Genomic DNA, 14320 nt, shown 5'->3' with positions numbered 1-14320 from the left:
GGACTCTCTAGCACCGGCCGAATTGTGTGCACTGTTCAGGTCCCACTGAACGGAAACCGGCCAGCAGTCAGCGGACTTGATACCGATCATGGATCACGAACAGCACCATCGGACAGTATTCAGGCTACTCTTTTATCTCCGGCGGAAGGAGCCCCAGGATGGGCCGAGTACAGGACAAGGTCGTGTTCATCACCGGGGCGGCGCGCGGACAGGGCCGCGCCCACGCGCTCCGGCTGGCTACGGAGGGCGCCGACATCATCGCCGTCGACCTGTGCGAGGACATCGCGACGAACGCGTATGCGCTGGCCACACAGGACGACCTGGACGAAACCGTGCGCCAGGTCGAGAAGCTCGGGCGACGCATCGTCGCGCGCAAGGCGGACGTACGGGATCCGGCGGCGCTGAAGGCGGCCGTGGCCGACGGGGTGGCCGAACTCGGGCGGCTGGACGCCGTGGTGGCGCAGGCCGGCATCGCCCCGCTCGGTCCCCGGCAGGGCGTGCAGGCCTTCATCGACGCCGTCACCGTCGACTTCAACGGTGTCGTGCACGCCGTCGAGGCCGCCCTGCCCCATCTGCCGGACGGCGCCTCGATCGTGGCGACCGGATCGATCGCGGCCCTGACCCCGGCGACGGTCGACAGCCCGACCAACGGGCCCGGGGGCCTCGGCTACTCCTTCGCCAAGCGCCAAGTGGCCGCGTTCGTGCACGACTTGGCGACGGTGCTGCTGTCCCGGCGGATCCGCGTCAACGGCCTGCACCCCACCAACGTCAACACGGACATGCTCAACAGCGACATCATGTACCGGTCTTTCCGGCCGGACTTGGAGAACCCGACGCGCGAGGACGCGCTGGAGTCCTTCCCCGCGACGACCGGTATGGACATCCCGTATGTCGAGCCGGAGGACGTCTCCGACATGGTGCTCTTCCTCGTCTCCGACGAGTCCCGTTACGTCACCGGGATGCAGATGCGGGTGGACGCCGGCGGCTATGTCCGCAGGCGTCCTCAACTCCCCACGTTCTGAAGCGTTTTGGCTCCGACGGCCTTTGCTATGAGGTGAGATCCAGGACCACCTTGCCGGTGGTCCTGCGCTCCGCGACATCGGTGAGGGCGGTGGCGACCTCGGCGAGCGGGTGGACCCGGGAGACCAGCGGGCGCATCCCGTCCCGGACCATCGCGGCGAGGGCTCGGTCGGCGGCGGCCACGGCAGCCGGGGCGTACTGCCGCACCGTACGGATCTCGAAGCCCCGTACGACCAGGTCCTTGAGCAGCACCAGGTTCAGCGGGATGCGCGGGATCTTCCCGTCGGCGTACCCGACCGTGACGAACCGGCCGCCCCGGCGCAGCGCTCGCAGGGCGGCCTCCGCGTGGTCGCCGCCCACCGGGTCGATCACGAGGTGGACACCCTCGCCGCCGGTCAACTCCCTTGTGCGGAGCTTGAGATCCTCATGCACGTAGTCGACGCCGGCCTCGGCCCCGAGCTTGCGGGCGACCGTCAGCCGCTCCTGGCTCGACGCGGCGGCGACCACCCGCATGCCGAGCCGCGTCGCGATGTCGACCGCCGCCGAACCGACCCCGCCGGCCGCGCCGAGCACCGCCACCCACTCCCCCGCGCTGCCCTGTCCGACGGTGACGAGAGAGTGGTAGGCGGTGGCGTACGTGACGTGGAACGCGGCGGCGTGCACCATGTCGAGGCCCTCGGGGACCTGGCGCAGACCCGCGACGGGCACGACGACCTGTTCGGCGAAGGCGCCGGTGAGCACCGCCCCGGCGACGGGGGAGCCGACGGGCGGGCCGGACACGCCCGGTCCCAACTCCGCGACCACACCGGCGAATTCGCTGCCCGGCGTGAAGGGCAGTGGCGCGGGCACCTGGTAGCGGTTCGCCACGAGGAGTACGTCCGGGAAGTTCACCGCCGCCGCGTGCACCCGGACCAGCACCTCGCCGGGTCCGGGCCGTAGATCGTCGAGTTCGACGACCGAGAGGCCGCTGGGCGGCCCGTACTCCGTGCAGCGTGCGGCCTTCATCGGGTCCTCTCCACTGTCGGCATCGCCGGGTCGCGGGGCAGCCCCAGCACCTGTTCGGCGATCGTGTTGCGCTGGATCTCGGCCGTGCCCGCGCCGATCGACGAGGCACGCGTACGGAGGAACCCCCATACCCAGCGCCCGCGTTGGACGGCGTGCGGGTCGTGGCGGTCGAGGATGCCGTACGGTCCGAGCAGGTCGAGCGCGAACTCGTGCAGCTCCTGCTCGAAGGTCACGATGGACAGCCGCGCCGTCGAAGAGGCGGGCCCGGGTTCGCCCTTGGCCATGATGTCGGCGATGGTGCGCATGCCGGTGAGCCGCATGACGCGGACGCGGATCTCGAAGTCGGCGAGCCGATCCCGGACGATCGGGTCGGCCGTCGCCCCGCGCTCACGGGCGAGTTCGATCAACTCGTCCAACACCCGCCGGTACAGGGCCGCTTGGTTCATCGCCCCGGCTGCGCGCTCGTGCCCGAGGCTCGTGCGCACCAGCGGCCAGCCGCCGTTCTCCTCGCCGATGCGGTTGGCGACCGGGACGCGGACGTCGTCGAAGAAGATCTCGCAGAAGTGCGCGTCGCCCGTCAGATCACGCAGCGGGCGTACCGTCACCCCGGAGGCATGGGCGTCGATCAGGAGGTAACTGATGCCGTCCTGGCGGGAGTCGGGGGGCCCGGTGCGGACGAGGGTGAAGAAGATGTCGGCGATGTCGGCCGAACTGTTCCACACCTTCTGCCCGTTGACGACGTACTCCTCGCCTTCACGCCGTGCCGTCGTGCGCAGCGCGGGGAGGTCCGATCCCGCCTCCGGTTCGGAGTAGCCCTGGGCCCACACCATGTCGCCGCGCAGCATGGGGCGCAGGTGGCGCTCCTTCTGCTCGGGCGTGCCGTACTTGATGAGGGTGGGGGCGGCGATGCCCAGTCCGGTGCCGAGGGGTCCTGGGACGCGGGCGCGGGCGTACTCCTCCTGGTAGCTCACCTGGCGGGCGAAGGACAGGTCCATGCCGCCGTACTCGCGCGGCCAACTCGGGCCCGCGTAACCGGCGTCGTAGAGCGTGGCGAGCCACTTCTTCTGCCAGGCGACCCGCTCGACGGGGTCCTTGGGGCGGCGCCCGGGATGCTGCTCTGCGAGGAAGGCCCGCAGGCGGGCGCGGAATTGGTCGTCCGACTCGCCGGTCCCGTCCGCTGTCATCGCGGGGCCATGCGGATCGCGCCGTCGAGGCGGACGGTCTGGCCGTTGAGGTAGGGGTTCTCCAGCATCTCCACGGCGAGGCGGGCGAAGTCGTCCGGCTCTCCGAGGCGCTTGGGGTGCGGTACGGAGGCGGCGAGGCCGTCGCGGATGTCGGCGCGGAGGCGGCCGAGCATCGGGGTGTCCATGATGCCGGGGGCGATGGTGTTCACCCGGATCTGCCAGCTGGCCAGGTCGCGGGCGGCGACGAGGGTGATGCCGTGGACTCCTGCCTTGGCCGCGGTGTAGGAGGTCTGCCCGATCTGGCCGTCGAAGGCCGCGACCGACGCGGTGAGTACCACGGCGCCCCGGTCGCCGTCGACGACCTCGTTGCCGGCGAGGCGGGCGGCGGCCAGGCGCAGGACGTTGTAGGTGCCGATCAGGTTGACGCGTATGACCTCGGCGAAGGTGTCGAGTTCGCCGGGGTTGCGGTCGCGGTCGATGATCCGGGTGCGGTCGCCGCCGCGTCCGGCGCAGTGCACGACGGCGCGCAGGGTGCCGAGTTGCTCGGCCGCGTCGAGGGCGGCGGTGACCTCGGTCGCGTCGGTGACGTCCGTGCGGACGAAGCGTGCGGCCTCGCCGAGGTCGGCGACCGCCTTGACCCCCTGTTCCTCGGAGATGTCGGCGAGGACGACGCGTCCGCCGCGTTCGATGATGCGGCGCGCGGTGGCCAGGCCGAGCCCGGAGGCGCCGCCGGTGACGAGTGCCGCTGAACCGTCGATGTTCACACCCAACTCCTCATGGTCTTCGTGGTGTCAAAGGCCCAGGGACTTGCTGATGATGAGCTTCATGACCTCGCTGGTGCCGCCGTAGATACGGGTCACCCGGGCGTCCGCGTACAGGCGGGCGATCGGGGATTCGAGGATGTAGCCGTAGCCGCCGTGCAGTTGGAGACAGCGGTCGACCACGTGCCCCTGTGTCTCGGTGCAGACCAGCTTGGTGCGGGCCGCGTCCACGGGGGCGAGTTCTCCCGCGACGAGCGCGGTGATCGACGCGTCGAGCAGAGCCTGCGCGGCCGTCAACTCGGCGTCCAGGGAGGCGAGTTCGAACTTCGTGTTCTGGAACTGGGCCAGCGGCTTTCCGAACACGTTCCGGTCGCGGACGTAGGAGACGGTCAGGTCGATCGCGGTACGGGCCTGGGCGACCGCGCCGACCGCGATGGCCAGGCGTTCCTGGGCGAGGTTGCGGCCGAGGAGGGTGAAGGCGGCGCCTTCCTCGCCGAGGAGGTTGGCGGCGGGCACGCGGACGTCGTCGAAGGCGAGTTCCACGGTGTCCTGGACGGCCAGGCCGATCTTCTCCAGCTTGCGCCCGACGGTGAAGCCGGGCGTGCCCCTCTCCACCACAAGGAGGGAGAGCCCGGCGCGCCGGTTGTCCGGGTCCACGGTGGTGCGGGCGACCACGATCACCAGGTCGGCGTGGTGGCCGCCGGTGATGAAGGTCTTGGCGCCGTTGAGGACGAAGTGGTCGCCGTCGCGGACCGCCCGGGTGGTGATGCCGGCCAGGTCGGAGCCGGTGGCGGGCTCGCTCATCGCGATCGCGGTGTACAGCTCGCCCGAGGCCAACCCCGGTAGCCAGCGGGCCCGTTGCTCGGCATTGGCCAGGCCCGTGAAGTACGGGACGACGATGTCCAGGTGGGTGCGCAGCCCGCCGAGCGTGACGCAGGCGCGGGCACACTCCTCCTGGATCACGGCGTTGTAGCGGTAGTCGTCCTGGCCGCCCCCGCCGTACTCCTCCGGGATCGACGTGCCGATGATGCCGAGCTTGCCCAGCGCGGTGAACAGGTCCCGGGGGACGAGTCCGACGCGCCGCCAGTCCTCGTACGACGGGACCACCTCGCGGGCGATGAAGTCACGGACCAGCAGACGGAAGTCCTCATGGGTCTCTTCGAACAGGGTCCGGCGCATCGGATCTCCTTCGGCTCGACCTATTCAGTATACCTAATTAGCCTCGCCCGACACAGCCCGGTTCAGCAGAACGCCCCCGCGGGCCCGAAGGCCGCACAGGGGCGTTGCAGGTCGAGCATCAGGAGATCAGTGCCACCAAGGGATCAGCGCGTCCAGGTGGCGGCGCATCCGGTGCCGGGCCACCCCGGCGTCGCCCTCGACGATGGCGTCGAGAATGCGCTGGTGAACGTGCTGGACCTCCTCGGCCGCCGTGTCGCCGGGCAGCGGCCGGTCGTGGCCGGAGGCGTGGCGGCGGAACAGCTCGGTGATGATGGAGAGGAACAGGGACAGCACCGGATTGTCGGAGAGCGCGGCCAGTTCGGTGTGGAAGAGGTCGGCCTTGCGCGGGTCGTCGGCGGGGCCCTCCGTGCTCCAGCGGACGGCCTTGCCGAGCCGTTCGGTCACCTCTTTGTCGCCCTCCGCGACACGGGCGGTGACCCGGGCGACGATGCCGAGTTCGATGGCGTTGCGGACGATCCGCAGGTCGTCGGCGGTGACGCCCTGGTACTCGAGGAACAGCGCCATGGTGTCGATGCTGGCCTGCGGTTCGGGCTCGGTGACGATCAGGCCGCCGCCGGGACCGCGGCGCATCCGGGCGACCGAGTGGTACTCCAACAGCCGTACGGCTTCCCGGAGTACAGCCCTGCTGATCGAGTAGCGGGCGAGCAGGTCGGCCTCCGAGCCGAGCACCATGCCGGTCTGCCAGCCGCGCGCGGCGATGTCGTCGTGGATGCGGGCGGCGACCACCTCGGCGAGCTTGGCGCGCGGGCCTTCGACCAGTTCGGGCTCGACGACATTGCCCGCGATCCGCTGCCCGCGCCGCACCCGGTGCTTCTCGATCCAGCCGGCCACCGACTCCAGATGCGCGGTCAACTCCGTCTGGGCGCGTGCCCCGTCGTCGGCGATCACCGCGTCGACGACGGCTTTGTGCGCGCGGTGCGAGGTGTCCTTCGCGGCGTGCATCTCGGTCTTGGAGATACGGCGGGAGGTGTGCGCGTAGCGGGCGGTGAGCCGGGTGAGCACGTCGACGAACAGGTGGAGCACCGGGTTGCCCGAGAGCTGGGCCAGCACGGGGTGGAGGGGGTCCTGCGAGTGGACGCCGGGGTCGTCCCAGTGGTCGAGTTCGGCGTCGAGCGTGGTGCGGAGGGTGTCGATGCCCCGCTCGGTGATGCGCTCGGCGGCGAGTCCGGCGGCGATCGGCTCCAGCAGGAGGCGGGCCTGGAGCAGGTCGGTGACGCTCGTGCCGACGTATTCGAGGTAGATCACCATGGCGCGGGTGGCCGGTCCCGCGTCGGGTGCGCAGACGATCAGGCCGCCGTTCGGGCCGCGCCGCATCCTGGCCACCTGGTGGTGCTCGACGAGCCGTACTGCCTCGCGCAGTACCGCCCGGCTCACCCCGAGCCGCTCCCGCAGGTCCACCTCGGAGCCCAACGACTCGCCCACCGGCCAGCCCTGGCGGATCACGGTCGCCTCGATACGGCGGGCGGTCTGCGCGGCCAGCTTGCCGACCGGGATGCCGGTCTCGCCGTCGGCGGGCTCGCGGTCGACGGCAGTCGCCATGGCCAACTCCTCTGGGGCGGATATTGCGGATCCCCAGTCTATTCGTCACCTGGGCCGGAGGCGTGCGGTTCGGGCACCTGGAACCTAGATGAGGCCACTTTTTCTGGTTCCGGGCTCTGGCAGGCGGGTGATCGACACAGTTAGAGTAACCTCATTTCTGGGCCGCTGCATGAGAACAGGGAGCCGACAGCGATGCGACTGGAGTCCACGCCCGAGCTCGAAGCGTTCCGGAGGAAGGTGCGCGCGTTCGTCGCGGAGCACGCCCCGGGCATCAAGACCCATACGGGAGTGCGCGCACCGGAGCCCGAACTGATGCCGGCGATCCGGGAGTGGACCGCCAAGCTGTACGAGGCCGGCTTCCTCGGGATCGACTGGCCGGCCGAGTTCGGCGGCCGTCCCGACGCACACCCTCTCGAACCCTCGGTCGTGGCGGAGGAGATCGCCCGCGCCCGCACCTGGCAGCCGATCGGGGCCGCCTCGCTGGCCTCGGCCGCGCTGCTGGAGTTCGGCACCGACGCGCAGCGGGCGCGTCTCCTGCCCCGGATCCGTTCCTGCGAGGACGTGTGGTGCCAGCTGTTCAGCGAGCCGGAGGCGGGCAGCGACCTGGCGGCACTGCGGACCCGGGCTGTTCGCGAGGGCGAGGGCGAGGACGCGGTGTTCGTCGTGGACGGCCAGAAGGTGTGGACGACCAACGGCCAGCACGCGGACATGGGTTACCTGCTCGCGCGCACCGATCGCGAGGCGCCGAAGCACAAGGGCATCACCGCGTTCGCGCTCGATCTGCGCAGCCCGGGCGTCGACATCCGGCCGTTGCGGGAGATCACCGGGACGACCGACTTCAACGAGGTCTTCCTCGACGGCGTGCGCATCCCGGCCGCGAACGTGATCGGGCGGGTGAACGACGGCTGGCGGGTGGCGATGAGCAGCCTCGGCCACGAGCGGTCCGGGGTGGGCGCCCGCGGTGTCGAACTGATCGCCGTACTGGACGACTTGCTGCGTCTCGCGGCGCGTACGTCGGTCAACGGCCGGCCCGCGCTGGACGACTCCGCGACCCGGCAGACGATCGGTGAGCTGGCCACGCGGGTTCACGTGAACGGCGCGCTGCTCGACCTCGCCCGGTCCCGGATGCTGCACGACACGGAGGGTCCCGTCGACGCCCTCCTCGGCAAGATCTTCTTCAGCGAGCTCAACCACGACCTGGTCGACTTCGGCCTCGGCCTCCAGGGCACGGACGGGCTCTTGATCGAGGGGGACGTGGACGCCGTGGCGGATGGCTGGTGGCAGGACGCGCATCTCTACTCGCGGGCGTACACGATCGCGGGCGGGGCGAACGAGGTGCTGCGGACGCAGGTGGCCGAGCGGGGGCTCGGGATGCCGCGGGAGCCTCGCTGACCGGCGACCCGGACGCGAAAATAGACCACTCGGTCAATACTTCGACTTCACATTCCTTCACCAGCCTCTCGAAGGTTCTCGAAGGTTCTCGAAGGTTCTCGAAGGTTTCCGGGAGATTGATTGTACCGATCGGTCGACGTATGGTTCCGTCAGGTGTGGGGCCGACGAGAGGACGACAGAACCATGACCGAGAGCGCGGCCGGAACCGACGTCCCCGAAGAGCTGCCGGAGTACCCGTCGCCCCGATCGGGCGAGTGCCCGTTCGCGCCGCCGCCTGGGCTGCTGAAGCTGCACGACTCGGGCAAGGCACTGGTGCGGGCGAGGACGTGGGACGGTACGACGCCGTGGGTCGTCACGACGCACGCGGCCCAGCGGCAGTTGCTGACCGATCCCCGGCTCAGCGCGAATATCGGTGCGCCCGGATATCCGCACACGACCGAGGCGATGAAGGCGCACGCGGCGCATATCCAGCCGTCGATCAACAACACCGACGGGGCCGAGCACACACGGTGGCGGCGGATGCTGACGAGTTCGTTCACGCGGCACCGGATGGAGAAGATCCGCCCGGAGATCCAGCGGATCACCAACGACCTCATCGACAAGATGCTGGACGGTCCCAACCCGGCCGAGCTGAACGAGGCGCTGTCGCTCCCGCTGCCGTCGCTGATGATCTGCGCGCTCCTCGGGGTGCCGTACGAGGACCATGACTTCTTCCAGGAGCACGCGGGTGTGACCAACGCGCGCTTCAAGACCCCGGAGCAGGCGGCGGAGAGCACGGCGACCGTGCGCCGCTACATCGCCGGGCTCATCGAGGCGAAGATGGACGACCCCGGTGAGGACGTCCTCTCCGATCTCGGCGCGCGCATCAAGGCGGGCGAGCTGTCGATGGAGGAGGCGGCCCCTCTCGGGCACATCCTGCTCGTCGCCGGGCACGACACCAGCGCCAACATGATCACGCTGGGCACCGCGCTGCTGCTGCAGAACCCCGCTCAACTCGCGGGCCTGCGCGAGCACTCCGACGACGCGAAGTATGTGACGAGCACGGTCGAGGAACTGCTGCGCTACCTCACCATCCCGCATCTGCTGGCGCGCCGGGCGGTGTTGGACGACATCGAGATCGACGGGGAGATCATCCGCGCGGGCGAGGGTGTCATCGCCTCGCTGCCGGCCGCGAACTGGGACCCGCAGGCGTTCCCCGACCCCGAGAAGCTCGACCTCACCCGCGCCGCGGCCCACCACCACGCGTTCGGCTGGGGCCCGCACCAGTGCGTGGGCCAGCAGCTCGCCCGCATCGAACTCCACGTCGTCTTCAGCACGTTGTTCCGCCGCGTGCCCACCCTGCGACTCGCCGTCGATTTCTCGGAGTTGAAGTTCAAGGAGGACTCGCAGGCCTACGGCATCTACGAGTTGCCGGTCGCCTGGTGACACCCGGCCGTCCGCGACGGCTTAGGGGTGGGCGGCGGTCGTCGACAAGGTGACCACGCGGTCGAACCGGCTGTCGAGGTCCTCGTCGCCGTGGTGCACCACGAGCAGGCCGCGCCCGTGGGTGTGCTGTTCCAGCGCCCGCAGCACCAGGTCCCGGCCGGTCTCGTCGAGGTTCGCGAACGGCTCGTCGACGAGGTACACGTCCGCTTCCTCGCAGAGGAGGGCCGCGACCCCGGTCCGCTGCCGCTGGCCGGACGACAGCTCCGAGGGGAGTTGGCCGGCCACCCCGTCGAGCCCCAGGGCGGTGCGCACCCGTTCGTCGGCGACCAGTTCACGCACGGGCAACGGGGGCAGGTTGACCGGAGCGGTCAGGGCGGCCACCCGGGCCGGCAGCGTGACCATCCCGTAGTCGGGGGCGAGCGCTCCGGAGATGATGTGCAGGAGCGTCGTCTTGCCACAGCCGTTGGGGCCACGGAGCAGGACGTGCTCGCCGACGGCCAGTTCGAAGTCGTCGATCGTCACTTCCGCGCCGTCGTCGTACCCGACGCGGGCCGCGTGGACCAGCACCAGGTGTCCCTCGTCGTGGTACGGCGACACCCCGGAGGCACGCAGCGCGGTGATCCGCCTGAGCACCGCGGTGTTCCGGCGGGCCTGCGGAATCATGTTCACGAGCTCGAAGATTCCGGTGACGGCCCGCCACAGCGAGTTCACGAAGGCGAGGAAACTGCCGAACGTCATCCGGCCGGCGAACACGAAGTACGCCCCGGTGATCATCGAGGTGGTGTCGGACAGGTTCATGACGAGGTCGCTGAGCGTGCTCTGCTTCTGGGTGAGCCGGAAGTTGGTGAAGGTGATGCCGAGGAAGCCGCGCAGCGCCTTCCTGTTGGCGGCCCGGGTGCCGGACAGGAGCGCCGGCAGGCCGCGCAGGGCGTGGAAGGACTCCAGGGTCCGGGACAGTGTGTTGACGTACTGCGCCTCCGCCTCGCGTTCCGGTTCCGTGTTGTCCTCGATCCGCTTGGCGATGCGGTTGCTGACGTACACCAGCGGCGGCACGATGACGAGCAGGATGAGACTGGCCTGCCAGGACAGGTACAGCAGCACGCCGACGAAGACGACGGACGAGACCGCCTGCTTCGCGATCCGGATCGAGACGTCGACGGCCGGCAGGACGCCTTCCTTGACGTCGTTGTGCACCCGGCTGACGAACGAGGCGTTGCCGGCCTGTGCCATCCGCCGTCCGTCCTGGTCGAGCGCGCGGTCCAGCAGTTCCATCTCCAGGTCGAGTGTGAACGTGTTCTCGAACCCCTTGCGCCACCGCGCCACCCAGTAGCCCGCGAGGCTCAGGGTGAGGCCGAGCAGGAGATAGCAGGCGGCGAGTACGACGAACCTGTGGAAGCGGCCGGTCAGGATCGCCTGGTCGAACAGGGCCTTGAGCAGGAGGGGATGCACCAGGGCTTCGGTCCCGCCGAGGGCCGCCTCGATGAGGACGATCACCGAGAACTGGGTCCGGTGGCCCCTGAGCGTGTGCCACAGCTCCCTCACCGCGACACCTCGTCCAGCAGGAAGTCCGCCGTGCCGCCGTGGTTCACGCGGTGGAGCACCCGAAGGATGCCGGCCGATCCGGTGAGGTAGTCGGTGGAGCAGCGCAGCAGTCCGTCGCCGGGTGAGCCGAGGGGAACCGCCTCGCCGTGTCGCGGTATCGCGAACCGTTCGTCCGGCTCGAACAGGAACAGCCGCCTCACGAAGTCGAGTTGCCGCAGTGCGATGCCCCGGTACGCGGTGTCGCCGGTGATCGAGGCCGCGTCGAGCAGCGTGTCGGCGATCCCGGACATACCGAACGAGAACCCGGGCAGCACGGCCTGCCGGACGTCCAGCGCGCGCAGGACGGTCCGTGCGGAATCCAGGTCGCCGTAGCGCAGGAGGACTCGGGCGACACCCGCGGAACCCACCTCCAGATAGGGCTCCGCGGTCCCGCGGTGATCGAACGTCACATTGCCGTCGTCCTGCCGGTCCGCGTGTGCCATCTCCCAGGCCAGTGCGCCGCGGCCGAGGTCCAGACACCAGTCCTCTCCGGTGATCTGGTGCATGCGCAGCAGGAACATCGCGACGCCCGCCTGGCCGAAGCCCAGGCCGGTGAACGGGACCTCGGTCGTGAACTCGTTGCGCCAGTGGACCCGTTCGCCGTCGTGCCGTGCGGTCTCGCACAGCGCCCGGGCGCAGTCCCGCGCCGCGGCGAGGTGACGTTCGTCGCGGTCGTGGAGGTAGAACCGCAGGTTCGTCATGCCCACGCCGGAGAGGCCGTAGTAGAAGGTGTGGTCGCCGGACTCGTGCGCGTGCCGGTTGGCCTGTGCCAGCAACTGCCGTGCCTGCGTGGGGAGTCCGAGTGTGTCGGTCGCCCAGGCGATGCCGGCCAGCCCGTTCATGAGGCCGGCCGGGTACTGGGCCGGGTCGAGGTCGGCCAGGTCGTCGCGCAGCCGCCGTGTCCATTCCGATCGGAGCGGGACGCCCGAGGAGTTCAGGGCCCACAGGACGCCGCTCGCGCCGAAGCCCAGGCTCAGCGGGTTGGTGACGTGCGCGAACGGGTCGACGGGGAAGAGCGTGGGCCGGTCGGTGTCGGCGACGACGTCGATGAAGGCCGCCAGTCCGGCCTCGGTCTCCGCGAGGCCGAGGCGCTCCTCCACGACCGGCCGCACCGCAACGGCACGGACCTGGTCGACCAGGTCGTCCTCGTGTTCCAGTTCCCGCAGTACGTCCGTGAGCGTGATCCGCGCCTGCGCCAGGTCGGTCAGCATCTCGTGGATCCGCTTCGGCCAGCCCAGACTGTCGGTGAAGATCCGGTAGCGGTCCAGGATGTCCTCGCGCAGATACGACAGGGCCGCGACCGGGAAGATGAAGTAGGCCATGGTCATGGCGAGGCCGAACTGGTCGTCCTCGACCGCGGACGCGGCGAAGCGGCGCCGGAAGTTGCTGAACCCGGGTGTGTACAGCTCGACCGGTGCCTCCAGGTGGGCGTGCTCGGGGTCGGCCTCGGTCAGTCGGCACGTCTCCAGATCGACGATGGTGACGTCCAGGGTGTCCGGGTCGATGAGCACGTTCGCGGCGGTGAAGTCACCGAGGATCACCTTGCGGTCGTGGGCGGCCCGGAGCGCGCCCGCGAGCCCCCGGAAGACGCCCAGGAAGATCCGCAGGAACTCCCGCGACTGCGCTACGCCACCGGGTCCGAGCCGGGCGAGCGGGTTGCGTTCGAGCAGCATGGAGCGGATGTCGGTGCCGTCGACGAACTCCTCCGCGATGAAGTGGTGTTCCCAGTGCCGGAAGGTGGCGATCGGGGCGGGGAACGAGCCGACGTCGGCCAGCCGGTTCAGGAACACCCACTCGCGGTTGAGGATGTCCACGGCGTCGTGGTCCTGCCGCGGGTCCACGTTGGTGTGCGGGCGGGCTTCCTTGAGGACCACCACCCGGTCGTCGTTCGCCGTGTCCTGCGCGGTGTACACCCCACCGCTGTTGGAGAACTGGAGCGCCCCGGTCACCCGGAAGCGGCCCGCGAGCAGGCCGTCCTCGTCGGTATCGGCCGGGGGCTCCCAGTCGGTGAACGGCCAGGCCACCCAGGGCGGTTGGGCGTATCCGGGGCGCCGGTCGTCGGCGACCGGCCCGTCCGGCCCCGTGATGTGGGGCACCGGCCGGCCCAGGACGTCGACGGAGTGGGTGTCCAGGAACTGCCCGTAGCGGAAGTAGAGCGCCTTGCAGTCGCGGTACCGCAGGTCCGACAGCACGTACGGGCCCTCGGCTCCGTCCAGGACCCGGGCGAGGTCGGCCAGACACGACCGGAACTCGTCGTCGTCCCGGGGGTAGACGGTGACGAGTTTGCCGCCGCTGCCCCGCGATATGGCCTTCGAACTCAGCATCTCGAAGACCATGAGATCGAGTGCGATCTTGAAGTCGATGTCGTGCTCGGTCAGATACCCGATCACCGAGGCGGCGACCTCGCGCACGTTGCGCTGGTTCGCCGACACATGGATCTTCCACCCCTGCTCGGGCAGGTCCGGATTGTGCCGGTAGCTCCACCAGATGCCCTTGCGGACGAATCGCGACCGTATCCGCTCGTCGAGGGAGGCGAGGAAGTGGTCGGGCTTCGGCTCGTAGGAGACGTCGAGCGGGTCGAAGAACAGGGTGTCGTTCCAGCAGAAGGGGAATCGGTATACCCATCGTTCGTTGATCATGTCTGCCTCTGTGAGTGTGTCCGAGGAGCCTGGCGGGCGGTTCTCGACGGGGCGCAGGGGTGGCGTGAACCATGCGGGGCGCGCGGTGTGCGCCCCGCATGGTTCACGCCGTCAGTTCACCTCAGGCGGATACCGCTCAGGAGGGGTTCCGGCAGCAGGTGCTGCTCAGGCTGCTGGTGATGCTCAGTACCAGAGCGCTGCTGTTCTCCGTCCGCGGTTCGATCGACTGCAGCTTCAGAACGCTCATGCGGGTCACTTCCTCGATGGTCGGGAGCGCTTGGACGCGCTCCGGGGATGGAACGGGTACCGACCGGTCGGCTGCGCCAGTCAACGGCGCGCTCCGGACGCGTACATCAGGGAAAGCACCCCGTATTTGGGCGGCGCAGCCCCCAGGAACACACGCTTCCGGCCCGCTCGAATGGTGGTGGTCCTGCCTCGTTTCCCGGGCGGGAGGCGCCGGATCCGGTCCGTTGAACGGAACCCGACGCGACAGGCGGACCACGGTGAACCACGCTGACTTGGGACGACTCGACAT

Annotated in this window: 11 protein-coding genes; 3 read left to right on the top strand and 8 right to left on the bottom strand. The window is 69.8% G+C overall.

Annotated features, from left to right (window positions below):
- The first annotated feature begins 158 nt into the window (after positions 1-158).
- The gene (locus ACQHII_RS45305; protein ID WP_427924763.1) at positions 159-1022 is read left to right on the top strand and encodes a mycofactocin-coupled SDR family oxidoreductase; all 864 of its coding nucleotides are present in this window, start codon (positions 159-161) and stop codon (positions 1020-1022) included.
- Positions 1023-1047: 25 nt separating this feature from the next.
- Here ACQHII_RS45305 and ACQHII_RS45300 read toward each other — a convergent pair whose 3' ends face one another.
- The 5 genes from ACQHII_RS45300 to ACQHII_RS45280 all read right to left on the bottom strand — a co-directional run bounded on the left by ACQHII_RS45300 (position 1048) and on the right by ACQHII_RS45280 (position 6748).
- Entirely contained in the window at positions 1048-2025 is a 978-nt protein-coding gene (locus ACQHII_RS45300) for an NADPH:quinone oxidoreductase family protein (protein WP_427924762.1), read from the bottom strand.
- Complete coding sequence (locus tag ACQHII_RS45295; protein ID WP_427924761.1) at positions 2022-3209, bottom strand: acyl-CoA dehydrogenase family protein; 1188 nt, start codon at positions 3207-3209, stop codon at positions 2022-2024. The genes ACQHII_RS45300 and ACQHII_RS45295 overlap by 4 nt, the downstream gene beginning before the upstream one ends.
- Entirely contained in the window at positions 3206-3973 is a 768-nt protein-coding gene (locus ACQHII_RS45290; RefSeq protein WP_427924760.1) for an SDR family NAD(P)-dependent oxidoreductase, read from the bottom strand. Before ACQHII_RS45290 ends, ACQHII_RS45295 begins: the two co-directional genes overlap by 4 nt.
- 27 nt (positions 3974-4000) lie before the next feature.
- Positions 4001-5149, bottom strand: coding sequence for an acyl-CoA dehydrogenase family protein (locus tag ACQHII_RS45285; protein WP_427924759.1), 1149 nt, complete (start codon positions 5147-5149; stop codon positions 4001-4003).
- A gap of 126 nt (positions 5150-5275) precedes the next feature.
- The gene (locus tag ACQHII_RS45280; RefSeq protein ID WP_427924758.1) at positions 5276-6748 is read right to left on the bottom strand and encodes a FadR/GntR family transcriptional regulator; all 1473 of its coding nucleotides are present in this window, start codon (positions 6746-6748) and stop codon (positions 5276-5278) included.
- Positions 6749-6940: 192 nt separating this feature from the next.
- On the opposite strand from ACQHII_RS45280, the gene ACQHII_RS45275 reads away from it, so the two are divergent.
- Together ACQHII_RS45275 and ACQHII_RS45270 are read left to right on the top strand one after the other, a co-directional pair.
- Entirely contained in the window at positions 6941-8140 is a 1200-nt protein-coding gene (locus ACQHII_RS45275; RefSeq protein WP_427924757.1) for an acyl-CoA dehydrogenase family protein, read from the top strand.
- A gap of 183 nt (positions 8141-8323) precedes the next feature.
- Entirely contained in the window at positions 8324-9565 is a 1242-nt protein-coding gene (locus tag ACQHII_RS45270) for a cytochrome P450 (protein ID WP_427924756.1), read from the top strand.
- 21 nt (positions 9566-9586) lie between these two features.
- Here the strand turns inward: ACQHII_RS45270 and ACQHII_RS45265 are convergent, their stop codons facing one another.
- The 3 genes from ACQHII_RS45265 to ACQHII_RS45255 form a co-directional block, all read right to left on the bottom strand.
- On the bottom strand, positions 9587-11107 hold the full coding sequence (locus tag ACQHII_RS45265) for an ATP-binding cassette domain-containing protein (RefSeq protein WP_427924755.1): 1521 nt from the start codon (positions 11105-11107) through the stop codon (positions 9587-9589).
- Positions 11104-13785 carry a class III lanthionine synthetase LanKC gene (gene lanKC, locus ACQHII_RS45260; protein ID WP_427924754.1) on the bottom strand — a complete coding sequence of 894 codons (2682 nt, stop codon included), beginning with the start codon at positions 13783-13785 and terminating at the stop codon, positions 11104-11106. Before lanKC ends, ACQHII_RS45265 begins: the two co-directional genes overlap by 4 nt.
- 136 nt (positions 13786-13921) lie before the next feature.
- Positions 13922-14032, bottom strand: a complete 111-nt coding sequence (locus ACQHII_RS45255; RefSeq protein WP_427924753.1) for a class III lanthipeptide — start codon at positions 14030-14032, stop codon at positions 13922-13924.
- Between the last annotated feature and the right edge of the window lie 288 nt (positions 14033-14320).

Source organism: Streptomyces sp. cg40, from assembly GCF_050320165.1.
Lineage (GTDB): Bacteria > Actinomycetota > Actinomycetes > Streptomycetales > Streptomycetaceae > Streptomyces > Streptomyces hokutonensis.
This window is presented reverse-complemented; position numbering and strand designations above follow the sequence as displayed.